The sequence below is a fragment of the Furfurilactobacillus curtus genome (assembly GCF_045862785.1).
GTDB lineage: Bacteria > Bacillota > Bacilli > Lactobacillales > Lactobacillaceae > Furfurilactobacillus > Furfurilactobacillus curtus.
Genome location: NZ_BQXO01000001.1, coordinates 526,493 through 549,816 on the forward strand (window position 1 = coordinate 526,493; position 23,324 = coordinate 549,816).

Annotated in this window: 22 protein-coding genes and 1 pseudogene; 5 read left to right on the forward strand and 18 right to left on the reverse strand. The window is 44.1% G+C overall.

What is annotated here, in order from left to right; all coding sequences use genetic code 11:
- Window positions 1–198: 198 nt before the first annotated feature.
- From ACKTR2_RS02710 to ACKTR2_RS02770, 13 genes are all read right to left on the reverse strand, one after another.
- Window positions 199–372, reverse strand: coding sequence for a hypothetical protein (locus ACKTR2_RS02710; RefSeq protein WP_407882490.1), 174 nt, complete (start codon window positions 370–372; stop codon window positions 199–201).
- A 578-nt stretch (window positions 373–950) separates the two neighbouring features.
- The gene (locus ACKTR2_RS02715; protein WP_407882491.1) at window positions 951–1,910 is read right to left on the reverse strand and encodes a substrate-binding domain-containing protein; all 960 of its coding nucleotides are present in this window, start codon (window positions 1,908–1,910) and stop codon (window positions 951–953) included.
- Window positions 1,911–1,924: 14 nt separating this feature from the next.
- Window positions 1,925–2,896, reverse strand: a complete 972-nt coding sequence (locus tag ACKTR2_RS02720) for an ABC transporter permease subunit (protein ID WP_407882492.1) — start codon at window positions 2,894–2,896, stop codon at window positions 1,925–1,927.
- The gene (locus tag ACKTR2_RS02725) at window positions 2,896–4,380 is read right to left on the reverse strand and encodes a sugar ABC transporter ATP-binding protein (protein ID WP_407882493.1); all 1,485 of its coding nucleotides are present in this window, start codon (window positions 4,378–4,380) and stop codon (window positions 2,896–2,898) included. The genes ACKTR2_RS02720 and ACKTR2_RS02725 overlap by 1 nt, the downstream gene beginning before the upstream one ends.
- Window positions 4,381–4,395: 15 nt before the next feature.
- Entirely contained in the window at window positions 4,396–4,791 is a 396-nt protein-coding gene (rbsD, locus tag ACKTR2_RS02730; protein ID WP_407882494.1) for a D-ribose pyranase, read from the reverse strand.
- Between the two features lie 356 nt (window positions 4,792–5,147).
- A complete protein-coding gene (gene rbsK, locus ACKTR2_RS02735; RefSeq protein ID WP_407882580.1) occupies window positions 5,148–6,071 on the reverse strand; it encodes a ribokinase in 924 nt (307 codons plus the stop codon).
- Window positions 6,072–6,253: 182 nt separating this feature from the next.
- Entirely contained in the window at window positions 6,254–7,261 is a 1,008-nt protein-coding gene (gene rbsR / locus ACKTR2_RS02740; protein WP_407882495.1) for a ribose utilization transcriptional repressor RbsR, read from the reverse strand.
- 787 nt (window positions 7,262–8,048) lie between these two features.
- Window positions 8,049–9,014 (reverse strand): sugar-binding transcriptional regulator, encoded by a 966-nt coding sequence (locus tag ACKTR2_RS02745; protein WP_407882496.1) that lies wholly within the window; start codon window positions 9,012–9,014, stop codon window positions 8,049–8,051.
- A gap of 99 nt (window positions 9,015–9,113) precedes the next feature.
- The gene (gene deoD / locus ACKTR2_RS02750; protein WP_407882497.1) at window positions 9,114–9,821 is read right to left on the reverse strand and encodes a purine-nucleoside phosphorylase; all 708 of its coding nucleotides are present in this window, start codon (window positions 9,819–9,821) and stop codon (window positions 9,114–9,116) included.
- Complete coding sequence (locus tag ACKTR2_RS02755) at window positions 9,818–11,035, reverse strand: phosphopentomutase (RefSeq protein WP_407882498.1); 1,218 nt, start codon at window positions 11,033–11,035, stop codon at window positions 9,818–9,820. The genes deoD and ACKTR2_RS02755 overlap by 4 nt, the downstream gene beginning before the upstream one ends.
- Window positions 11,036–11,089: 54 nt before the next feature.
- Complete coding sequence (gene deoC / locus ACKTR2_RS02760) at window positions 11,090–11,767, reverse strand: deoxyribose-phosphate aldolase (RefSeq protein ID WP_407882499.1); 678 nt, start codon at window positions 11,765–11,767, stop codon at window positions 11,090–11,092.
- A 195-nt stretch (window positions 11,768–11,962) separates the two neighbouring features.
- Window positions 11,963–12,541, reverse strand: coding sequence for a hypothetical protein (locus ACKTR2_RS02765; protein WP_407882500.1), 579 nt, complete (start codon window positions 12,539–12,541; stop codon window positions 11,963–11,965).
- A complete protein-coding gene (locus ACKTR2_RS02770) occupies window positions 12,538–13,143 on the reverse strand; it encodes a hypothetical protein (protein ID WP_407882501.1) in 606 nt (201 codons plus the stop codon). The genes ACKTR2_RS02765 and ACKTR2_RS02770 overlap by 4 nt, the downstream gene beginning before the upstream one ends.
- 289 nt (window positions 13,144–13,432) lie before the next feature.
- On the opposite strand from ACKTR2_RS02770, the gene ACKTR2_RS02775 reads away from it, so the two are divergent.
- Both ACKTR2_RS02775 and ACKTR2_RS02780 read left to right on the forward strand, forming a co-directional pair.
- The gene (locus ACKTR2_RS02775; RefSeq protein ID WP_407882502.1) at window positions 13,433–13,999 is read left to right on the forward strand and encodes a sigma-70 RNA polymerase sigma factor region 4 domain-containing protein; all 567 of its coding nucleotides are present in this window, start codon (window positions 13,433–13,435) and stop codon (window positions 13,997–13,999) included.
- A 47-nt stretch (window positions 14,000–14,046) separates the two neighbouring features.
- Window positions 14,047–14,220, forward strand: a pseudogene (locus ACKTR2_RS02780) (gamma-glutamyl-gamma-aminobutyrate hydrolase family protein); the annotation flags it as partial.
- A gap of 206 nt (window positions 14,221–14,426) precedes the next feature.
- On the opposite strand, the gene ACKTR2_RS02785 reads toward ACKTR2_RS02780, so the two are convergent.
- Window positions 14,427–15,158, reverse strand: a complete 732-nt coding sequence (locus tag ACKTR2_RS02785) for a transaldolase (protein WP_407882503.1) — start codon at window positions 15,156–15,158, stop codon at window positions 14,427–14,429.
- A gap of 419 nt (window positions 15,159–15,577) precedes the next feature.
- On the opposite strand from ACKTR2_RS02785, the gene ACKTR2_RS02790 reads away from it, so the two are divergent.
- On the forward strand, window positions 15,578–16,720 hold the full coding sequence (locus ACKTR2_RS02790) for an ArgE/DapE family deacylase (RefSeq protein ID WP_407882504.1): 1,143 nt from the start codon (window positions 15,578–15,580) through the stop codon (window positions 16,718–16,720).
- A 41-nt stretch (window positions 16,721–16,761) separates the two neighbouring features.
- On the forward strand, window positions 16,762–17,595 hold the full coding sequence (locus ACKTR2_RS02795) for a Cof-type HAD-IIB family hydrolase (RefSeq protein ID WP_407882505.1): 834 nt from the start codon (window positions 16,762–16,764) through the stop codon (window positions 17,593–17,595).
- A gap of 75 nt (window positions 17,596–17,670) precedes the next feature.
- On the opposite strand, the gene budA is transcribed toward ACKTR2_RS02795, so the two are convergent.
- The 4 genes from budA to ACKTR2_RS02815 all read right to left on the reverse strand — a co-directional run bounded on the left by budA (window position 17,671) and on the right by ACKTR2_RS02815 (window position 22,062).
- Entirely contained in the window at window positions 17,671–18,387 is a 717-nt protein-coding gene (gene budA / locus ACKTR2_RS02800; protein ID WP_407882506.1) for an acetolactate decarboxylase, read from the reverse strand.
- 33 nt (window positions 18,388–18,420) lie between these two features.
- Window positions 18,421–20,106 carry an acetolactate synthase AlsS gene (gene alsS, locus ACKTR2_RS02805; protein WP_407882507.1) on the reverse strand — a complete coding sequence of 562 codons (1,686 nt, stop codon included), beginning with the start codon at window positions 20,104–20,106 and terminating at the stop codon, window positions 18,421–18,423.
- Between the two features lie 218 nt (window positions 20,107–20,324).
- Entirely contained in the window at window positions 20,325–21,560 is a 1,236-nt protein-coding gene (gene codA, locus ACKTR2_RS02810; protein WP_407882581.1) for a cytosine deaminase, read from the reverse strand.
- A gap of 250 nt (window positions 21,561–21,810) precedes the next feature.
- Window positions 21,811–22,062 (reverse strand): type II toxin-antitoxin system HicB family antitoxin, encoded by a 252-nt coding sequence (locus ACKTR2_RS02815; RefSeq protein WP_407882508.1) that lies wholly within the window; start codon window positions 22,060–22,062, stop codon window positions 21,811–21,813.
- Window positions 22,063–22,390: 328 nt separating this feature from the next.
- Here ACKTR2_RS02815 and gnd point away from each other — a divergent pair, with 328 nt between their 5' ends.
- Window positions 22,391–23,290 carry a phosphogluconate dehydrogenase (NAD(+)-dependent, decarboxylating) gene (gene gnd, locus ACKTR2_RS02820; RefSeq protein WP_407882509.1) on the forward strand — a complete coding sequence of 300 codons (900 nt, stop codon included), beginning with the start codon at window positions 22,391–22,393 and terminating at the stop codon, window positions 23,288–23,290.
- Window positions 23,291–23,324: the final 34 nt, after the last annotated feature.

Below are 23,324 nucleotides of genomic sequence, written 5' to 3' on the forward strand. Positions count from 1 at the left end.
CGGACATTGGATCATCTGTGTCAAACTCATTAATGCAACTCGATTACGCTCAGGCCTGATGGTAAGTCGCCCTTCTAGGTTCAGAGCTGACTTGCAACATTCCAGATGAATGTGCTGCAGGTCTAAGCTTCTAAACAAAAAAAGGCCCTATATCAAAGCCTCTCAGTAATCCTACATTTCATGACAACTTTAAATGAATTACTCTATCTTTGCTGCTTCGATAGTCTTCATTTGAAGATCCGAAGCTTCTTTTGCAGATGCCGCATAAACAATTTTCAACTCAATTTCAGTAGTGTTAACGTACATGCGAGGAAAACTATTACCGTATTTTTCCCCAATAGCATTTGCTTTGACTGCTAGTTGGCTATCCATAAACGACCTCCGCCATTGTAATATCTCAACATTATATTGAACCTTGGATTACCTCCAAGCCTTCACAATATTCTCATGCACTTTCCCAAAAGATGCAATACAAGCATCTTCTTCATGTCAATCAGGATTTTGGTTCCGTTAGAGGGAAATTTACGGTACAGTTCTACATTGTATCTGTATTGTGTGGAAGAACTTGACTGTTTAACCACCAACGACATTGGGACTTGCAAACGAGCGTTGGATGAAGATTTCAATCATTACACCGACAACACATCTCACTATGCGGATCCTCATCTATCACGGGATCGATCAAAATTTCATCATTACCTGTGTCAAGGTCGTTGCCGATTATTTCAGAGGGAGATCACGTATAACTTTGAAAGATAAGCGGGTTAACCGAAAGTAGCCCAACCTGAACATAACGGATATCAGCTTAGAGCAGGCCCACGGCGTTCCAGCCGAATGTTCGTAAAATTCAGGTTGGTCGACAGTAAAACTCCGTTATGTTTCATACTTTTAACAAAAAAACGATGTCCCTTGAGAGACATCGTTTTTGAACTAATCAAGCAATTATCAGCTTATCGATACTGATCGACATTTTCCTTAGTCACAAGGTGAATTGGTGACGCAATATTCTTCGCCACTTTCTTACCCTCATAGTGCTTGTAAGCTGCCTTAATGGCTAATTCACCTTCAACTTTTGGCGATTGGGCAATATCACCGGAAATTTTACCCTGTTTAACAGCGGTCAATCCCTGTGGTTCCCCATCGATTGACACAACAACCATCGATGGATTATTGATTGCTTTAACAGCCCCTAAGGCCATTTCATCGTTTTGAGCGAAGACACCTTGAATGTCACTGTGGGCTTGCAGGACGTTTTCCATTGTAGATAGTCCCTTGGCCCGGTCAAAGTCGGCACTTTGTTTCGTAATCACCTTCAAGTAGTTCTTGGCGTGTTGATCGAATCCTTTACCACGTTGGATCGCGGCGTCGGCACCAGGTGTTCCTTCAAGAACAGCCACCGGCGCGTTCTTTGGCAGCTTACTCTTCATGTAATCAGCAGCCATCTGTCCCGCCTTGACATTATCAGAGGCTACGGTAGTTAATAACTTCCCACCATTGGAACCACGATCACACGCAATCACTGGAATACCGGCATTATTGGCATCCTTAACCGCCGGGACAATCGCGTCTGAGTCCACCGGATTAATGATAATGACGTCAACTTTCTTCTGAATCAAATCTTCAATATCACTCGACTGTTTAGAACTGTCATTTTGCGCGTCGAAGACTTCCGTCGTCGTACCATTCTTTTTGGCTACATCATTGATCCCATTACGTAACGATACGAAGAATGGGTTACTCAACGTGGATAATGATACACCAACTTTTAACTTATCCTTGGCTTTCTTAGTGACCTGCTTATTGCCAAATGATGGTGGCGTTAGCGAAACAGCTTTACATCCTGTCAAAATGACAGAACAAAGCGCAAACAAAGCAATCAGACTGAGTACATAGCGTTTATTGTGCTTCATGAGTATGTCTCCCCCTATTTTTTGGCTTGCTTTCGATCAAGTAAGACAGCGACCAAGATCACGATCCCCTTAACGATTTGTTGGTAGAAGCTAGAAATTCCTAATAGGTTCATCCCATTGTTCAATACCCCAATAATCAGAGCACCGATCAAGGTACCAAACATCTTCCCTTTACCACCAGCTAGGCTCGTACCACCTAATACAACGGCCGCAATGGCGTCCATTTCATAGGCAACCCCAGCATCTGGTTGCGCAGAGGCGAGCCGTGACGTTAAGATCATCCCGGCTGTCGCTGATAAGAACCCGGCCAACGTATAAACCCAAATGATCATCTTATTGTTCTTAACCCCAGCAACGAAGGCAGCCCGAGGGTTACCACCTAACGCGTAGGTCTTGCGACCAAACGTGGTCCGGTGTAAGAGCACATAAGCCAAGATGTAGAACAAAACCATGATGTAGACCGGAAATGGGATGCCGAAGAGATAACCTTGACCAAAAAATTGAAAGCCAAAGTTACTGCTCATCTTGGCCCCAGTAATTGGGTTCCCGTTGGTGAAAACATAGGTTGCACCACGGAAAATCGTTTGCGTGGCTAATGTGGCAATGAATGGCGCAGCTTTACCATAAGCAATTAGAATCCCATTCAACGCACCAAAGATCCCACCAGTAACCATCCCAATTAGGAAGGCGAAAAAGGCTGGCACACCCATCAATACTAATTGGGCCGTGAACGCGCCACTTAAGGCAAGAATTGATCCAACAGATAAATCAATTCCACCGGTTAAAATAACAAATTCCATCCCAAAGGCAATTAAGGCATTAATTGAAACTTGCCGTAATAAGTTCAATAAGTTCAATGGATCAAGAAATGAAAAATTCAGAATTGAGACCAGAATAATTAAAACGATCAGGGCAACCAACGGCCCCAGTTTGGCATAAAAATCACCGAAATTAAATTTTGTTTTGGCTTCGGTTTGCTTATCCATTAGCGTTCTCCTCCCGTTGCTAACGTCATGACACTTTCTTGACTGGCGGTGGCCGTTGGGACGATTCCCATTAGCTGACCTTCATAGACCACGGCGATATTGTCTGAAAATCCAAGAACTTCATCCAAATCGCTAGAAACCATGATGATCGCGGTGCCCCGATCCGTCAGTTCATTCATCAAATCGTAGATTTCCCGTTTGGCGCCCACGTCGACCCCACGCGTCGGTTCATCTAAGATCAACACTTGTGACCCTGAGCCAACCCACTTGGCGAGGACAACCTTTTGTTGATTTCCACCGGAGAGACTACCTGCTTCCTCATCAGCGCTCGTCGCTTTAACGGTCAGACGTTTCATCAATAATTCAACAAATTCTCGATCCGCTTTACGGTCAATTAAGCCATGTTTGGTAAAACCATCGATACTAGGAAGATCGATATTGTCAGCAATCGAATCATCGAGGATCAATCCCTCAGATTTCCGATCTTCGGTTAAAAACCCCACATTGTGTGCAATCGCTTCGTTAGGGTTGCTAATTTGAACCGTTTCGCCATTAATTTCAATAGTTCCCGCGTCGAGTTTGTCGATCCCAAAGATTGCCCTCATAATCTCTGTACGCCCAGCGCCCATCAAACCAGAGAAGGCCAGAATCTCACCAGAGCGAACCGCAAAGCTGATATCTTTAAAGACCCCCCTGCTAGTCAAGCCGTTCACTTTAATCATCGTATCGCCAAATTTAGGATTCCGATCAGGATAAAAATCACCTAAATCACGGCCAACCATATCGTGAACGATCTGTTGAACATTTGTTTCGGCAGTCTTATACGTATTAATGGTTAACCCATCACGCATGACAGTTACTCGATCAGAAATGGCAAATAATTCTTCCATACGATGAGAAATATAGATAATACCGACGCCTTGAGCCTTTAATGATTTGATCACGGTAAATAATTTCTGAATTTCGTTTTCCGTCAAGGCCGCCGTTGGTTCATCCATAATAATCACTTTGGCATCGGTCATTAAGGACTTGGCAATTTCAATCATTTGTTGCTGCCCAACCGATAGTTCGCCAATTGGTCGCTCTAGATTTACTTTCATCCCTAACCGATCTAAGGAGGCGTTAGCAAGCGCTTTCATTTTATCGTTATCAATAAACCCCCAGCGACTCTTAATTTCCTTGTTCAAAAACATGTTATCCAAAACCGGCATTTCAACAAAATTGTTCATTTCTTGATGAATAAATGCAATCCCATGTTGTTCTGCCTCCAAGGCGTTGGCAAAATGTGTCTCTTGCCCATCGACCTTGATCACACCACCGTTTGGCTCCAATAAACCGGTCAGAATGTTCATCATCGTCGATTTACCTGCACCATTTTCTCCCATCAAAGCATGGACTTCGCCACCTGTGACGGAAAAATTGACGTCTTTTAGCACCACATTGGGACCAAAAGACTTTGAAATGTGTTGCATGTCAATTTCCATTTGAGCAACCTCCCGTTAGAATGTCACGCCACTCTCTAAAATAATGTTGGAATAAGGCGTCATTTCCCCGGTTCGGACAAATGCATGTGCCTGGCTCAGATCAGCCTTCATTTGATCATGAGGAATAAAGACAATCTCAACATCTGGTAATAATGCTTTTACTGCCGTTAATTGGTGGGGATTTTGAACTTTCATTTCCTCCGCGAGATAAATTCGCTGAACGGCCAGTTCAGACAATACATTCGTCAAAACATCAATAAAACTCGGTAGTCCTTTGGTAACAGCCAAATCAATCTTTTCTGTTCCCTTTGGGACAGGCATCCCAGCATCCCCAATCGCTAGCGTGTCAAAGTGACCCATTTGGGAAATAACACGTGATAAATCAGAATTTATCACTGTCGTTTTCTTCATATTCCAGTTCACCGCCTTGTTTAATTTTTAAAAACCGCTTGTAAAACGATTTACAAACTTTTACTCGCTTAGTGTATCAATTTATGGAAGCGTTTGCAACTGTGAACTCTGCATATTGTTATCATTCATAACGTCATATTAGCATCATCATTGTCATACTAATTGAAATTAAAAAAACATCCAACCTAATCTTTGAATGCTTTCATTAGAGTAAATTTTTTAGTGGGTTAAAATCTTCGTTTAAACGGCTGATTAATTTAAGCTATTTCACGATAATTAGGACTAAAAAAGGTCTTTAAACAAAAAAACCTTCACGCTAAAAAATCGTGAAAGTTAGTCGTGCAACATTCTTTATCTTACTGATCGTATTCGGCTTGAATTTCTGCCAATGTCGGAATCGATGGTTGAGCACCCAATCGTTGCACGGTAATGGATGATGCGTGATTAGCAAAGACGATTGCTTCACGCATATTGCTAAAGTCAGTTTTCAGTTGTGAACTAAGTGCCCCTAAGAAGGTGTCACCAGCCGCTGTAGTGTCAACCGCCTTAACTTTAAATGCATCCACAAAGCCACTTTCCATTTGATTTGCATAGAAAGCCCCACGAGAACCAACGGTGATAATGAGTTCCTTAACGCCCATCTGGGCAAATTTAGCCGCGTTTAAAATCATGGAGGTTGCATCCGTCACTTCAATGCCCGTTAACGTAGCCGACTCTGTTTCGTTAGGACACAATAAATCGGTAACCTTCAATAAATCTGTTGGGATGGTTGGAATTGCCGGCGCTGGGTTCAAAATCGTGGTTACCCCAACGCTTTGAGCATATTCAAACGCATAAGTTGTCGTGTCAATTGGCGTTTCAAATTGAGAAATTAAGAAGTCGGCATCTTTAATCAAGTCTTTAGCGGCATCTACATCAGCTGGGCGCAATGCCTGGTTCGAACCACCATAGACCAAAATCGAGTTTTGCCCAGATTCTTGTAACAAAATAAACGCCTGTCCAGAACCACGATTTTCATCTGTCGTCACGTGTTCAGTACTGATGCCATCTGATTTTAGAGCATCGCGCAATACTTCAGCTGCATCGTCGGCCCCGACCTTACCGATAAAAGAAGTATCAGCACCGGCTCGAGCAGCAGCGACAGCTTGGTTCGCGCCCTTCCCACCTGGTGCAGAACTTTTATCATTCATTTCCATCGTTTCGCCAGGTAATGGTAAGCGAGCGATGCGTAGAATGGAATCAACATTTAAGCTTCCTAATACAACAACCTTGTTTGTCATCATGATCCCCTTTTTCAAACAATTTATTCGTGATTACATTAGTTCTAATCATCAATTTACCACATTTCTAGCGTAAAAACGGCGGTCAACTCCTAAACATCAACCGTCAATTACCGTGACAAATCAATTTGTAAAACGTTTTACTAAACCTGTATCAAAAAGATAGCATATTTTGCAAAGGCTTACAACCCTCGAACAGAATCTCGTTCAATCAAAGAAACATCGACGACCTTTAATTGAGCAGGCCCATTAGGCTCTCGCAGACGCTTCATAATCATCTGACTGGCCCACTCACCCATTTCATAGACTGGCTGATGGACAGTTGTCAATAGTGGCGTAATGTAGGCATCTAAATCAATGTCATCATAACCGACAATCGAGATGTCCTCCGGTACCCGCTTGCCCGCATCCCGCAAGCCACGAATCAATCCGATAGCAATTTCATCATTCGAACAAAAGACAGCCGTGGCCGAAGACTTAATCAAGGCCGCTGCTACCTGCCGACCACCGTGCTTTGACAAATCCGTTGTAAAGATTAAGGCATCCTCCACAGCATAACCGCGACGCACCATCGCGCTCCGATAACCGGCTAGTCGCATCCGAACATTTTGTGATGGTTGATCTGGTAGTACAACCGCAATTTTACGATGACCAGCTTCGATTAAATGATTCGTGGCCAATTCTCCGCCACGCTCGTCATCCACGATAATCCGATCCCCTTCGTTTTGTGGGTCGTTTTGATCGAATAACAGGTAAGGAATTTGATTGCGCTTCAATAAATCATTAATCTCGGCGTTACCAATTGCCGAACTAGCGATGATTACCCCATCGACATCTCGTTCCACCAAGGTTCGCAGATAATACTTTTCCAAGGTTTCGTTATGGTCAGCACTGAGAAAAATCGGCACACAATTTTGATCAAACATCGCATCCTGAATTCCCCGTAAAAACATGCTAAAAAATGGATTGACCAAATTAGGTACGATAATCCCCACGGTCTGCATGGAGTGACTGATGAGATTACGCGCGTTAAAGTTGGGCACGTAACCGAGCTCATCACGCAGATGTAAAACCTTCTCTTGTGTCGCTTCTGGGAAACGATCACCTTTACCATTTAAAATCTGTGAAACCGTTGTAATCGATAAGGACGCTGCTTTGGCAACATCTTTAATTGTGACCCGTTTTGCCATTGCTATCACCCAACCGTTCCTAATAATTGTAAACGCTTACTACATTGTTATAGACCACTTTATCATAGCATATCCAGCCATTATATTGGCATTAGATTAAGCCCGTTGACCATCACGGTAGAGGATCAGTAACTGGGAATTATGATTGGACGCATTTGAACCGAACATTGTTTTGGGTTAGGCACAGTCTTCAGTAATTGCGAAAGCGTTTATGTCAGAACGTGAGCAAGTCTGCTTTAATCCTGAACACCAATGGACAAGCACTTTGTACAGTCGACTTATTATCCGCATCCGCGAATTCCAGCAACTTTTAAAGCAAATCTTTTAAAGCAAGTCTTTCAACTACAAGCAGTTAAACGAAACAGCGTCTCCTGAGCACAGACATACGCCTGAACTCAAGAATCGCTGTTTCATCAATCATACATGACAACACCTGTGATACATATGAAATTTATGTATGATTCTTCAACTTAATGATGCGTTATTCTTTGTCTTTGCACATTTTATAGTTCAGTCTGAAATTCTTATATTATTCTAGCGGCGCTAGTGCCAGTTTACCTATTGAAGACAATCATCTTTTGAAAACTAGCTTAATCTACAAACCTATTCTTAGCTAATCAGATTAGCCCTAATGATGAAATCATGACTCACATCAACACAAATTCATTTTTTACGACCTGATTTATTGCTGAGGTCTCTAATTCTTCGAAAAAAATGTAACATTCCGGATATCGCTAAGGGTCATGTCTCAAAATTCATTTAATTAGCTCATACGAATTAAGGCTTGCTAGTTCGTCCTGACGTGCTTGCCATAATCCACTAAATCAGCGGCGGTTGCTTGATCAACAATTAACGTATTCGCATAATGCGCCGTTAATGCACCATGAATGGCTGGTACCTTTGCCGAATTTGCGGCTACTAAAATACTATGTTCCTTTTCTGGCAACTCATCCAAAGCAATCCCAATTGTTCGTTGGTTGATGTCCGCATCCACAATTTGTCCGTTAACGTCAATGAATCTAGAAAAGACATCCCCGACTGCCCGCTGTTGCAAGGCATATTGTTCAGTGGCTGTGAAGTAACCAAGTTTAAACAGTAAGGCCGAATCTCTCACCGTACCAACCGTAAAAACGGCAATATTTGCTTTACGACCAAGCTCGATAATATGGCGAATATGAGTATCTTGCTCGACCAATTCCTTAGTCTGCTGGTGGTCGAAGATCACTGGTAATGGCAAATACTGTGGCTGCGTTCTAAAAGCATTTGCAAACGTATTGACACTTTCAAACGCATAGTTGTTGCTATTTGAATTGGCCACACTACCCTTCATCTGAACCACGGTCACGCCGCCAACATCCTTAGGATCCAATTGGTTAGCAACCTGATGAATTGTTTTTCCCCAGCCGATCCCAATGATGTCATCACTTTTTACAATGGATTCAATGTAATTGGCCGCTCCGGCGCCGACCTGGGTGAGCAGCGTATTGCCCGCTTCTGGCGTCGTCGGGACAATGACCAAATCCTTTAATTGATAACGCGCTCTTAAAGCCGCAGTTAACGTGGTAATCGGTAGTTGCGGATCCATAATTTGAATCCGCACAACCCCCGTATCTCTTGCATACTGCAACAATCGAGACACGGTCGCCCGAGAAATTTGCAATTCAGTCGCAATATCGCTTTGACTCCAATCATTCTGATAGTATAAACGCGCTACTTTTAAGGCGTTATTTAACTTATCTGGATCATTCTCCACAGCGTGAATCTCCTTTTTCACCCACCAGGTCAGGGCAATGTTATTCAATAAACGGCGGTGAACCGAAGCTGACCTTCGATCCACCGCCGTTAACAATCTTTATTCGGCAATCGCGGTTGCCAATGAGATGTTAATCATATCATTAAATGTCTGTTCGCGCTCAGCGGCGGTCGTTTTTTCATCACCAAAGATGAGATCGCTGACAGTTAGCACAGATAATGCACGGAAATGTAATTTGGCTGCTAATAAGTACAAGCCAGCTGATTCCATTTCAGTACCAATCACACCATAATCCGCTAATTTCTTCATGTCTAACTCGTCGTTGTAAAAACGATCGGCGGCGAAAATGTCACCGACTTTGGGTGTGATTCCCATCTTTTGCGCTTCATGATAGGCTGTATCGAGCAAACCAAAATCAGCTAATGGTGCGTAGTGGACGCCTGGTCCAAACGTATTTGCAGTGACGGCCGAATCGGTACTCGATCCTGATGCCAATAACACATCACGTAAATGTACATCTGGCGCCATGCCGCCACAAGAACCGACGCGAATAATCGTTTTGACCCCATAAAACTGAACGAGTTCATTGATGTAAATGGACATTGACGGAATCCCCATTCCTGAACCCTGCACGGACACCCGATGGCCTTGATATTCCCCAGTATAGCCAAAGGCGTTACGGATCTCATTAACCTGTTTGACATTTGTTAGGAAATGCTCCGCAATATATTTTGCTCGTAAGGGATCGCCAGGTAATAGAACTGTGTCAGCGTAATCGCCCATTTGGGCACCAATATGTGTACTCATTTTGTCACCTCGTGTGTATTTGTGCTTAATTGTGCCAAGAAACTCGTCCCGTTAGCTGCACCATCCACGCTAAAGTTGTCTAAAATGGTGGCGCCTAAATCTGCAAACGTCGATCGAATCCCTAATGTCTGATTTGGCTTAGCCATCGCTGGTGAATAAGCCAATAGTGGCACGAATTCTCGCGTATGATCAGTCCCTCTGAAGCCAGGATCATTGCCGTGATCGGCCGTGATTAATAGTAAATCATCGTCCTTTAAGTTTGCTAAAACGCGACCCAAGCGCTGATCAAAGTCCATTAGGGCCTGACCGAAGCCTTTCGGATTACGACGATGACCATACATTGCGTCAAAATCAACTAAGTTCGTAAAGCAAAAGCCGTGAAAATCACTCGCCATGACTTCATCGACATGATCCATTCCGTCCATATTGCTTTCATTATGATAGCCACGAGTGATCCCATGTCCAGAAAAAATATCGTTGATTTTGCCAATACCAATCACATCCAGGCCCGCTTTGTTCAAGCGATCCAGATCAGTGGGCCCCGTTGGTTCCAGGCTGAAGTCGTGCCGATTAGCAGTACGAGTAAAATGATCTTTATCTGGGCCAACATATGGTCGGGCGATAATCCGGCCAATCGTCCATTCTGGTCCGTTAACCAGGGAACGCGCATATTCACAAATTCGATATAATTCAGCCACTGAAATAACATCTTCGTGAGCTGCAATTTGTAAGACGGAATCTCCGGACGTATAGACAATCAATGCTCCCGTTCGCATTTGTTCTTCACCATAATCGTGAATAACATCCGTGCCGGAATACGGCCGGTTAACGATCACGTCACGGCCAGAAAAAGCCGCGATTTTGTCAATCAAAGCTTTTGGGAACCCTTCAGGAAAAGTGGATAGCGGTTGTTTAACCGGTAATCCCATCATCTCCCAGTGTCCATCCATGCTATCTTTACCGGCGGAAACTTCTTGCATCTTGCCAAATGCACCCAGTGCGTTGACAGCTGGAGCAACCCCAGCAATCGGTCGATCAGCCCGAATGTTACCTAATCCTAGTTTAGCTAAATTAGGCAGCGCCAATTTTCCTTGGTAGAATTCGCCCACATGTCCAAGTGTGTCAGGGCCCACATCATCAAAGGCTGCAGCATCCGGTGCTTCACCGATTCCAACTGAATCTAATACAATCGCAAAAACTCGTTGATAAGCCATGTTAAACCCCTCCCTGTATCGTAAACGCTTACATTTTCAGTTAAATTTATCGCATTAAACTGATGGTGTAATTTCGTTCAAAATTGCCACCGAGGCTGAAACACCTAAACGATTAGCGCCAGCGGCAATCATCGCCTCTGCATCTGCTAAGGTATGAATCCCACCAGCCGCCTTAATCTTAAAATCAGGACCGACTGCCTCACGCATTAATTTAACATCGTCAACTTTGGCGCCAGAAGCGGCAAAACCAGTAGAAGTCTTAACAAAGTCCGCCCCACCGGCCACCGTTAGTTTAGATGCCCGACGTTTTTCTTCATCCGTGAGCAGTGCATTTTCAATGATCACTTTGAGTAATTTGCCTTGTTGGTGAGTCGCTTCTGCAACTGCTTTAATATCGGCCAAAACTGCCTCGTCGTGTTGCGCCTTTAACTCACCGATGTTAATCACCATGTCAATTTCATCAGCGCCATTGTCAATGGCTTCTTTTGTTTCAAACACCTTAACAGCAGTCGTATTGGCACCCAGAGGGAAACCGATAACCGTGCAGGTGGCAACGTCAGTGCCGGCTAATCCTTCGTGAACGCGAGTAACCCAGTATGGGTTGATACAAACAGACGCGGTTTGATATTGGCGGGCTTCTGCAACGGTCTGGTCGATCATATCAGCAGTGGCCTCAGGTTTTAACATTGTGTGATCCATGTATTTTGCTAGTTGTGCTCGTGTGAATGTCATATTATGTAACCCCTTTCATTCGCTTGGTTACAGTATAACAACCTGCATGAAATAATGTCCACTGTTTTTTTAGAACATATTTTCACAGCTAGCAAAAAGTTATCCGCCTACTCGCTGCGAGCCAGTAAAAAAGCGCATTGCTCCAATGAGCAAATGCGCCGAACTGTGTTTATTTACATTAAATCTGTGTTGTCGCTAACCGGCGGCAACCAAGTCCGCAATTTGCGTGCTGATCATTTGCAATTGTGTCGTTGTAAGTGCGGGATTTAACCGATGCAGGAATTGCAAAGCCATCTCCATCAACCATTGAGCATCCGCACTCATTCCAAGTAACGCATGAAATGCGAGCATTTGGTTGGTGGCCTTTCCGTCCGTGATTGAGGCCATCACGCCGTCCGGTTCCGCGGCGTAAAAATTAGCCCGCACTTGATCATGTAACAATTGCCCATCATTTAGAACCGCTTCATAATGCTGCATGATCTTATGAAGTCGTTCATGAATCTGTTGGCTAGCCGCTGAAAAGGCAATCAAAGCAGCCTCAGCATCGGTAGCTGTTTCTAATCGCTGGTAGCTTTGACTTAAATCGCTGACCGCTAGCTGACAAATGAAGGCATTCGCCATCAATTCATCTACGGCAATCGTCTGACCATCAATTAACCCATTCAGATGCAGGCCGGTTAAGCCATTGATCTTAGCCAGCGGTGCATCCACCCGCAATTCGCGTTCGTGGAGCCACTTCTTATCTGTCTGGCTTAAAGGTTCAATGTAATTCATGCTTTATCCTCCGGAGAATTATGACTGCCAAAATCAACGCGTCGTTCTTTAGGACCATGTTTGGGGGCTAACTGACTCTGAATTTCGGTCGCGATTGTTTCCATATTCACATCAGGATTTAACTGCGCCATAATCTCCATGATATTGAAGAATTCCCATTTTAAATCGACTTGAAACATCATGTAATCATAGGCAAAAAGATCTTGGGCGTGCCATTGTTCACGCGGCTTTTGGAGGATCTCTTTAGGAAATCCAGCCTGAGCTTGGGCCGCTAATCGTTGCCGCTCTTGTTCAAATGGTCCAAAGGCGGCCGCATGTTTTTGCACATTCGCTGACAGACGATCCCCTGTCAACTTATGCCACGTTTGCAACTGGCTCCACCATTCCTGATTAATAATATCAACCAGTCGATTAAAATCCAGTTGTGCCGCAACATAGTCACTCAGCAGGTCCGTCAAGTCAACAGCGTGCCCTTCAAATTCACCGGCCATCGTCGTCACCGCGGCCAAACTTTTAAAGGTGCTTAATGGCTCATGAACGGGAATTTCATAGTCATGGAATACTTGTTGTTCTGGCTTACTAATGGGGGTTGCCACACTCATGATTAAACCTCTTTGTCTTTAGAATTAAGTCCATCATACCGCGTTTCAGCTTAAATTCGGTACGAAAAACAATTAAGATTTAACGCGAAATCCGTAATTTGACCATTAATTAGCTGATAAAATCCCGGCTTGAGTCCATTTGCATTAGGAATCTTGACGTTCAAATGGATGTAACTCCGATAAATCAAACCCGCAGTCGCGCATTTGATTCGGAATTTAGTACAGTGATGGTGACCAAAGGCCTTTGGATCATCAACGGAATCGTTCCGTTAGAAAAAGGAAGTCGCCCATGTCACATTCTTTATCTGATGCCGCCTTTAATTTTGTCGCCGATCCCAATAATTTTCGAGTCGTTTACGGCGTCTTAAAACGCCTTCACATCAGTCCCAGGCATCAAGATTACGAAGATCTGTTATCAGAAGGTCGTCTGATTTATGTCGATGTCTTTATGGAGTATGTTTCACAAATTGATGACCACGATCCGGCGGCTTTACACCGGTATGCTTATCAACGACTCTATTGGCGTTTACTGGATTATCTACGAAAAAAGACGGTAACAACCCAGCACCAAACATCACTACCCGATCATTCAACCCAGCCGGATCCCCAAATCGACGTAGCTCACCAGTTGGAAACAAGTGACTTGTGCCAGCTCATTCAGACACGACTTGACCAAGACGAGCGTCAATTTCTGGGTGACTTACTCACAGAACCCTTAAACTTAACGGTCCTCGCAACTAAATATCAGATTTCGCGACCAACACTATATAAACGTCGTCGCCATTTGGCCAACAAACTGCGTCTCACGTTACCCGACTTTTTCAACCCCAACGGGTATAACATTAAAAATAAATGAACAAATTCACCATTGATTAATTATGAATTGGGAAAGGATTTTCGTTTATGAAACCACGTATCGCTATTCCCGCTGATACCTTAACAGAAGCAACTAATATCATTAATCAACGCAACGCCGCGTATGCACCACAACCCGTGATTCAAGCGATCACCAAGGCCGGTGGTATTCAAATCATTTTGCCGAGTATTGATCCAACCGATGCTAGCGCCTATCTCGACTGCGGGATTGAGAACCTCGTTAGTAAATGAGTCGCTGTTCTGTTATTAACGAGCACAAATTTATCAAACAAAACGACGATCACGCGCTTTCCCAGTTAGCGCATGATCGTCGTTTTACATTTATTCAGCTTATTTCGCAAATTTCGTCACGTCGGCGTTTCAGTGAGGTTACATCAACGCAAAGTGTAACTAACTTAATCTTTTGATTACTTTGCAAGAATTTCAAAACCCAGTGCTTGGCTGTCAGCTTTAAAACGTTTAACCGTGTCTAAAGAATATTCTGCTAGAGGCTTGCCAAGCAAAGCCAACTTTTTCAACGAACCAGGGGTACACGTGATAATGTCGGTATGTGTCTGAGCCGCTTGCATGATGTTGTATACTTCCCGCTGGCTGGCCCAGAGTAGCTTCAAACCTGGCTTAAAGTGCACAATATCGGCGTATTTAGACATTAGTGGTCGTGGATCTACGCCCGTGTCAGCAATCCGCCCCGCAAAGACGGACACAATACCGCCCGTCTCCTCGTCTAAAGCGTCACGGACTGCACGAACCTGCTCTTCTGTGAAGATGGCGGTCGCATTAACTTTAATGCCATCATGAGAGAGCCGGTGAATCAGTGGAATCGTGGATTCTCCCCGGGAGTTCATGACTGGAATCTTGACGAAGACATGCGTGCCAAAATGACTAATAATTTCAGCTTCGGCGGCCATATCCTCTGGATCGTCTGCAAAAACCTCAAAGGAAATCGGCAAATCTGGAATGGCAGCAACCGCCTGATGAGCAAATTCTACGTAGTCAGTTACGCCGGCTTCTTTCATTAAGGATGGATTCGTCGTAAATCCAGTCACCAAACCAGATTTATAAGCGTCCACCATGTCTTCGATATTAGCGCCATCGGCATATAATTCTACACCTAAGCGATTGATTCTTGATTCATCCATTGGTATCACCCTTTTTAGCTTATTGGATAGGCCTTTTAAACATAATTATTTAAATTGGTCTATGCATAACACCCTAATGGATGCCTCGCTAATCAGCAACCCCCTTTTTATTAAAAAATCATGAAATTAGCAAATTGGTCTCATATATCATAATTCACCGGGCTTTCTTAGGTCGCACAACCACGCGGATCAAAAACAATTGGTATAGTTTTCATCAAACGGTTGCACAATTCTTAGGAATTTGTACAAAGATCGGTCACTTTTTTAAATAGCCGACCCTTTTTATTGCCGAGTGAGACCAACCATTGATGTTTCAGATTGCCCCAAGCGTTTTGTTTCATTTTTGCTAGCCAAAGGTTACCCAGACTCAACATAAGTGCTATAAATAGACTAATGTCAATATACAAGGGGGAAATGTGATGGAAGCGGCCGAACAAATTAATTTATTAGCTGAACTTGTTAAAATTGATTCGCGCAATGGACATGAAGAAGCAGTTGCCGATAAAATCATTGAAGTTTTAGCAGCTCACGGGCTTAATGCCAAGAAGATTCCATATCAGGATGGCCGAGTAAACCTGTTTGTTTCATTAAAGGGTCCTCAACCTGGCAAAACCATCATGTTAACAGGCCATTTAGATACCGTGGCCGCCAATGCGTCTGACGGCTGGCAGGCTGATCCGCTTTCGGCCCAAATTACTGATGGAAAAATGTTTGGTCGAGGTACTGCTGATATGAAAAGCGGCCTCGCTGCCATGGTAACCACGTTGATCGAGCTTCACGATGCCGGGCTACCTAAACGAGGACAACTTCAATTCCTAGCGACCGTTGGCGAAGAATATGGCGCTCCTGGTTCACGGATGCTGACCGAAGCTGGCTATGTGGATCACGTTGATGCCATGATTGTTGGTGAACCCACGAGTGATCAAATTATTTTTGCCCATAACGGCTCAATTGATTATGCTGTGGACGCAGACGGTAAATCCGTGCATTCTTCAATGCCAGAAAAAGGCATTAACGCGATTTCGGCTCTCAATGCCTTCATCAACGCCGAAGCACATGCCTTTGATGATGTGCCAGTGAGTGATGTGCTCGGCCCAGTTGTGCACTCAGTGACGGTGATTAGCGGTGGCGATCAAGTGAACTCTATTCCGGGCCATGCTCACTTGGAAGGCAACATCCGGCCAATTCCAGATTTCGACAACCACAAAGTAATCACACGATTGCAAAGTGTCGTGGATCAGCTCAACCAAGACCCCCTGATCAACTTGCACCTAACCATCGATTTTAGTTTCTTCCCCGTCATTTCTGATCAACAGTCTTCGTTGGTTGAATTAGCCAAAACCGCGGTTACCGCAATCACAGGTCAACCCGCCAAACTAAATGTCATTCACGGTGCTACAGATGCCTCTGAATATACGAAAGCCGATCACCACTTCCCCATTATTGTGCTAGGCCCCGGACGTTGGGAGGCGGCTCATCAAGTCAATGAATCTGTTGACTTAAGTGACTACTTGCATTTAGGCTTGATTTATCAGAAAATCGTGACTGATTTCCTTGTTTAATCATCAATTTATTATTAAATTCACCATTAAAGGAGTTCCTCATGCCGATAAAACTCATTGCCGTAGACATGGACGGTACATTTTTAAACGATGACAACGACTATGATCGCGATCGGTTTGCCACGCAGTTTGTGGCTTTACGTCAGCGAGGTATTCATTTCGCTGCTGCCAGTGGGTCCCAGTATCAACGGTTAGTTGAACGATTTACGCCATTTAAAGATGAGATGGACTTTATCTCTGACAACGGCGCCATTGTTCACGCTCGCGATGAATTGTTGTTTGCAAGCAAAATCCCTGATCACCAAATTACGGATACATTGAGTGTGATCAAGCAATTATTTGGTACGCAAACGGCGTTGACGACCCTGTCAGGTGTTAACCGTGCCTACGTGGATGCTAGTGTTCCTCAACCAATCTTTGAACTTATCAAACGTTATTATAACGACCTGCAACGTATTGACCATCTTTATGAGTTAGATCCGCGCTCGCTCGATGATCAACTCGTCAAAGTCGCTGTCAGCTTTGATCAAGAGATCGATCCAAGTCAACAAATTTCTGCTTTGGTTGCCCACCTCGATGATAGCTTAGCAGCCATGAACTCCGGCTTCAATACTGAGGATATCGGGGTGGCCGGGATCACTAAAGCAACCGGTTTGGTACATTTACAAGAACGTTATGGCATTACTAATAATGAAATTGTCACTTTTGGTGATAATGAAAACGATTTGGATATGTTGCTCATGACCGAACACGGTTACGCAATGGCCAATGCACACGCGGATGTGTTAGCACAAGCACCGCGCCGAACTGACTCAAACAATGATGATGGCGTTTTAAATGTCATTGATCAAATTATCGCCGGAAAATTAGATTAGAATTATGCCACGACAAAATGCCCATCCTTGTGCGTAAAGGATGGGCATTTTGATGACTAATTTTATAAACGCTAATTAATGTTCAGCCTGGTTAATGGCGTCATTTAAACCGTTAAGTTCAATATCGGCGTTCATAAACGTCGCATTGTCAGTCGGCAAATGGAGCAATAGGTTTGGCAAAAGTTGCACGCCACCTTCGCCACCAATTAACTGGAAATCAAGTAAATGGCCGGCAAATTGACGATCATCGCTAATAAAGTGCAAGTGACACCCGGCAACTGTGGCACCCGCATACAAGTCTGGAGCAAAATAACCAACCACTGTGCCACTCACCTGTTCACGCGTGAATTCTGGCTGGTGCGCGGTTGCCGCCGTTAACGGTGGAAATGGCACGGTTTGTTTTGGCGCAACTCGCACGTGAACCATGGAAAATTGACCATGAAGCGTAATCGCTGCAAAAGCATTTTTCAAATGCCGATCCTCGATTAACCAATTCGAAAATTGGTCTTGATTTAACCCCTCAAGCGATATCTTAGGTTGGTTGATATCACTAAAGTGAACGGAAGCAAATGGCATCATTGCCGTATCCGGCACCGAATAAACGTGACCATCTTCAGCGGCCTGATACACTTGCCCATCGATGACAATCACCTCGCCGTTTAGCGCATCCAAAGTACCGATTCCAGTATCACCGTGCTTGACTAAGTCGCCAGCTGACAACGTACCGGCAAACAATCCCGGAATGAGTAGTGCTAACGTCCCATGTTGAAACAAGGTCGTCGTCTCTTTCATTTCATTTCCCCCTCGTGTGAATTTAAAGAAACCTTAGAATTGATCTGGTAACAGACTTTCGCCTAATGCCCGATTGTGTGAATAATCCACTGGAACATCGACGATCACTGGTCCTTTAGTCGCAAATGCCTGATCAAGCACGGCTTGTAAATCAGCTGGCTTGGTTACTCGTAGACCGGTTGCCCCAAAAGCTTCCGCATATTTGACATAGTCAACCGAGCCAAAGTCAACTCCCGCATCCACTTTATATTTCATCTCTTCTTGGAATTTAACCATGTCGTAATGACCGTCGTTCCAGATAATATGAACAATATTCAATCCCAAACGAACTGCGGTCTCCAATTCCTGACCAGAGAACAAGAAGCCGCCGTCTCCAGAAACTGAAACTGCCTGTGCGTCAGGTCGCGTCAATGCCGCCGCAATGGCCCATGGCAAGGCCACGCCAAGTGTTTGCATGCCATTACTAAAGAGTAGATGACGTGGTTGATAACTACGAAAGTGGCGTGCCATCCAAATATAGTGACTGCCAACATCCACGGAGACTGTCATTTCATCACTGACATGGTCCTGAAGCGCAGCCACCAGTGCCAGCGGCTCGACTTTAGTTGCATCTGGCGCCTGCACGTAATCTCGATCACGTTGCGTCAACTCATCGTGTAACTGAGCTAAGACTTTTTGACCAGCCTCGTTAGGTTGGTAGCCCTTGATGTTCGCCTGCAAAATTGCCAAACTTTGGGCAATATCACCGACCAGTTGAGTTTCAGGTTGATAATTTTGATCTAATTGCGCAGCCGTGGCATCGATAGTGACGATCCGTGCTTGCTTCTCTGCATTCCAATTTCGTGGTTCATACTCAACGGCATCATACCCAACCGCAATAACTAAATCTGCTTGTTTTAGCAACCGGTCACCAGGTTGGTTGCGGAATAAACCCACACGTCCAAAATAATGTTTTTCCTCTAACTCACGCGAAATGACACCAGCTGCCTGAAATGTTTCAACAACTGGTAAATTAGCAGCTTTTACCAATTTACGAATCGCGTTCGTAACCTGTGCGGAAGATGCCCGCATCCCGGCCAAAATTACTGGTAACTTGGCAGCACGAATTTCTTGCGCTAATAAGTTCACATCAGCAGGACTAGCAGGTCCCAACACGGGTGCTTGCATAGGTTCAAGTGCTGGAGTCATAACTGGTGCATCATCAACATCCTGGGGTAAAGAAACGAAGCTGGCACCTTGTTTGCCAGCCGTGGCAGCCTCAAACGCATTACCGATAACTTCTGAAATGTTCTCAGGGTCTTGAATTTCAGCTGAAAACTTCGTAATTGGTTTGAATAAAGCCGCATTAGCCATACTTTGATGCGTCAAGCGTAGCAAATCGCGTCGTGGCACCTGACCGCCAATGGCAACGACGGGATCTCCTTCAGCTGTTGCGGTTACAAGCCCTGTTGCCAAATTGCTAGCCCCGGGGCCGGACGTCGTGATTGCAACACCAGGTTCGCCTGTTAAACGACCAATGCCAGCCGCAATAAAGGCAGCATTTTGTTCATGGCGGGTCACGATCAATTTGGGCGCCTTCGCGTTATTAGGATGCGCTAAACGTTCAAATAATCGATCAATTTTGGCTCCAGGTACGCCAAAGACGTACTTGACGTTATGATTAATCAAACTTTCGACCACTGCATCCGCGCCAAATCGTTGTGCTTTCTCTTCTGTCATGTCTTAGCCTCTCTTAACCGTGTAATGCGCTTATTTTAGCACACTTTCACTTGTTGAATTAAAATTAGTGAAAAAAGCATCAGCAATTTAATCATTGCTGATGCCTGGTGTTGACATATTGACAAGCCTGTTTCATTTTTTAAAAAAATAATTTCACAAAGGTATCAAAGTGCTTGTGAAATTTTGACCACCGCGTCAACTGCGGCTAATTCGTTACTTTAAAAATTCAACTTTGTCACTTTAGGCGTCGTCTGCGCGATAATTCGCCCTTGTCGAACACTATATAAAACTTCTGCATGTTCATTTAGTGTGTTATAAAAATCAGCCTGATTATAAATGATGAAGTTGGCGGGCTTACCGATCTCAATCCCATAGTGGTCCAAGATATGGAGAGCTTTGGCCGCATGTGTGGTGACAAATTGATAACTGTTGTTAATCTCGTCATACCCCATCAGATGACCAACATGCAGCCCCATTGAAACCGGATCCAGCATATTCCCGTTACCCATTGGATACCAAGGATCACGAACATCGTCTTCACCAAAAGCAACATTGATCCCATCAGCATCCAGTTCTTTGACTCGCGTCATCCCGCGACGTTTGGGATAAGTGTCGAAACGACCACCCAAATTTGTGTTAACCAATGGATTTGCGATCATATTAATATCGGCCATTTTGAGGAGTCGAAACAATTTATATGCATAAGCATTATTGTAAGAACCAAGTGCCGTCGTGTGACTGGCCGTTACTCGATCACCTAGACCAGTCTCATAGGCAATTGTGGCAAGGGTTTCCAAATGACGGGATGCGGGATCATCAATTTCATCACAATGGACATCAATGAGGCGATCGTATTTCTGCGCTAAATCACCGATGAAATGTAGCGACTCAATCCCATATTCGCGCGTAAATTCAAAGTGAGGAATGCCGCCAATGACATCTGCGCCTAATTTGACAGCTTCTTCCATCAACGCTTTACCTTGAGGAAATGACAAAATTCCTTCTTGCGGAAAAGCCACCAACTGGAGTTCAATTTCATCAGCCAATTCAGCTTTGACTTCTAGCAAGGCTTTAAGTGCGGTTAAATTGGGGTCTGTTACATCCACATGTGAACGCACAACCTGAATACCATTCCCGATCTGCTTGCGCAGTGTGACCTTGGCGCGTTGCTTAACATCCTCAATGGATAACGTCTTTTTACGCTCAGACCAAATCCGAATACCATCAAACAAGGTTCCTGTCTGGTTCCATTCTGGATCACCCGCGGTTTGCGTGGCATCTAAATGAACGTGGGGATCGACTAACGGTGGTAAAAGTAATTTGCCAGTGGCATCAATCACCGTCTCATGATCTTTTGCTGACAAATGTGTTGCAATTTCCGTAAACACACCATCTTCAACCCGTAAATCCTGAGCAGACTTCGCATTATTGATGAATGCCTGTCTAATTAACATCATCCAGCCTCCAAATTTATCTAATCTCGTTTAAGATCATGCCGGCAGGTTCAAGAAAGCAAATTTATTCACGATTAATTGCTAAAGTAACAAACGCCATAACTGCAAAAAAATGGCAAACAACGGGTTTAAATAATCGAAGTAAAATAAACTGAGGGTTATAAGTATTAGTGGAAAACAAATTTATACAACAAAAAAAGCGGCCAGCCACGGTCGCCTTAGGAGTGAAACCAATTTTAGAATAGATCCCTTATTGTGGATCAGGACTAGGTTCTGGGATCGGCCGTTCCAACTTTAAGTTGGTTGCAAACCACATGCGCTTTGCTTCATTTAATTCCCGAATTCCCTCAGAAATGGTGTCAGCCGCAACACCAAGTCCAGTCAGATCGGGCACACTAAGCGCAAAATAATGTCTACCAGAACCCTCTTCCACGGAGTTAATGACAATCTGGTAGCTCAGTCCCATGTAATATTCAAGCGATCGCTCGCCGGCACTCTGCATCGAACCGCCTCCAAACTTTCTGTTCTCCCCCATGTATATATCGTTAGTCTACGCATGTGACAATCAAATGACAAGATGATTACAGCAAAGTCTAATCACCTTAAAGAACTCTCAAACTTTTATTCACAATCAATTAATTGGTCATAGCAATCAAAACATTTGGATCTGCCAATATGCTGTAATAAGGCGGCTTTAACTGATCCAACCAAGAAACTTGTGAAAAAATGTTTTTGAAATTGATTTTCAGAATTATTATTGATTTTTGCAAACTTTTTTCATATACTTAAGCTCGTAACGTTCATTCAGATAAGGAAGAGGGATTTCATTTATGAAATTAGGGTTAATCGGTTTAGGAAAAATGGGCTTAAACCTTGCGGAAAACATGATGGACCACGATAACGAAGTGGTTGGTTTTGATTTAAACAAGGAATTTGTTGATCAAGCTGTTTCGGCTGGCGCGCAAGGCGCTGACTCCTTGGCAGACATGGTTGCTAAATTACCGTCACCAAAGATTGTTTGGGTCATGGTACCTGCTGGCAAACCAACGGAAACAACGATTGATGGCTTACTCGATTTGTTAGATGCCGGTGACTTTATCATTGATGGTGGGAACTCCTTCTGGAAAGACTCCGTTGCTGATGCGCAAAAGGCTGAAGCTAAAGGAATCAATTTCTTTGATTGTGGTACTTCAGGTGGCCAGTCAGGCGCCCGCCATGATGGAAACTTTATGATTGGTGGTAACGACGCTGCTGCCTTCGAAACTTTACGGCCACTATATGAAGGAATCGCGCAAAAGAACGGCTATCTTTACACCGGTAAGGCCGGTTCTGGTCATTACTTGAAGATGGTCCACAACGGGATCGAATATGGGATGATGGAAGCGATCGGTGAAGGCTTTGAAGTCCTTGAACACAGTGACTTCGACTATGACAATGAAGCTGTTGCTCGGCTTTGGAACAGTGGTTCAGTGGTTCGTTCATGGCTCATGGAACTTGCAGAAGAAGCCTTTGCTAACGATGCTAAACTCGATAACATTAAAGGAACGATGCACTCTTCTGGCGAAGGTAAATGGACGCTAGAAGAAGCAATGAACCAGCAAGTTGCGACACCAGTTATTGCGATGTCCCTATTGATGCGTTATCGGTCATTAGAGAATGATACTTTTACTGGTAAGGTTGTTTCTTCTCTACGTAATGGTTTCGGCGGTCACGCTGTTGATAAAGCCTAAATAAATAATGGCGTTAAAAAAACGGAGCAAAATT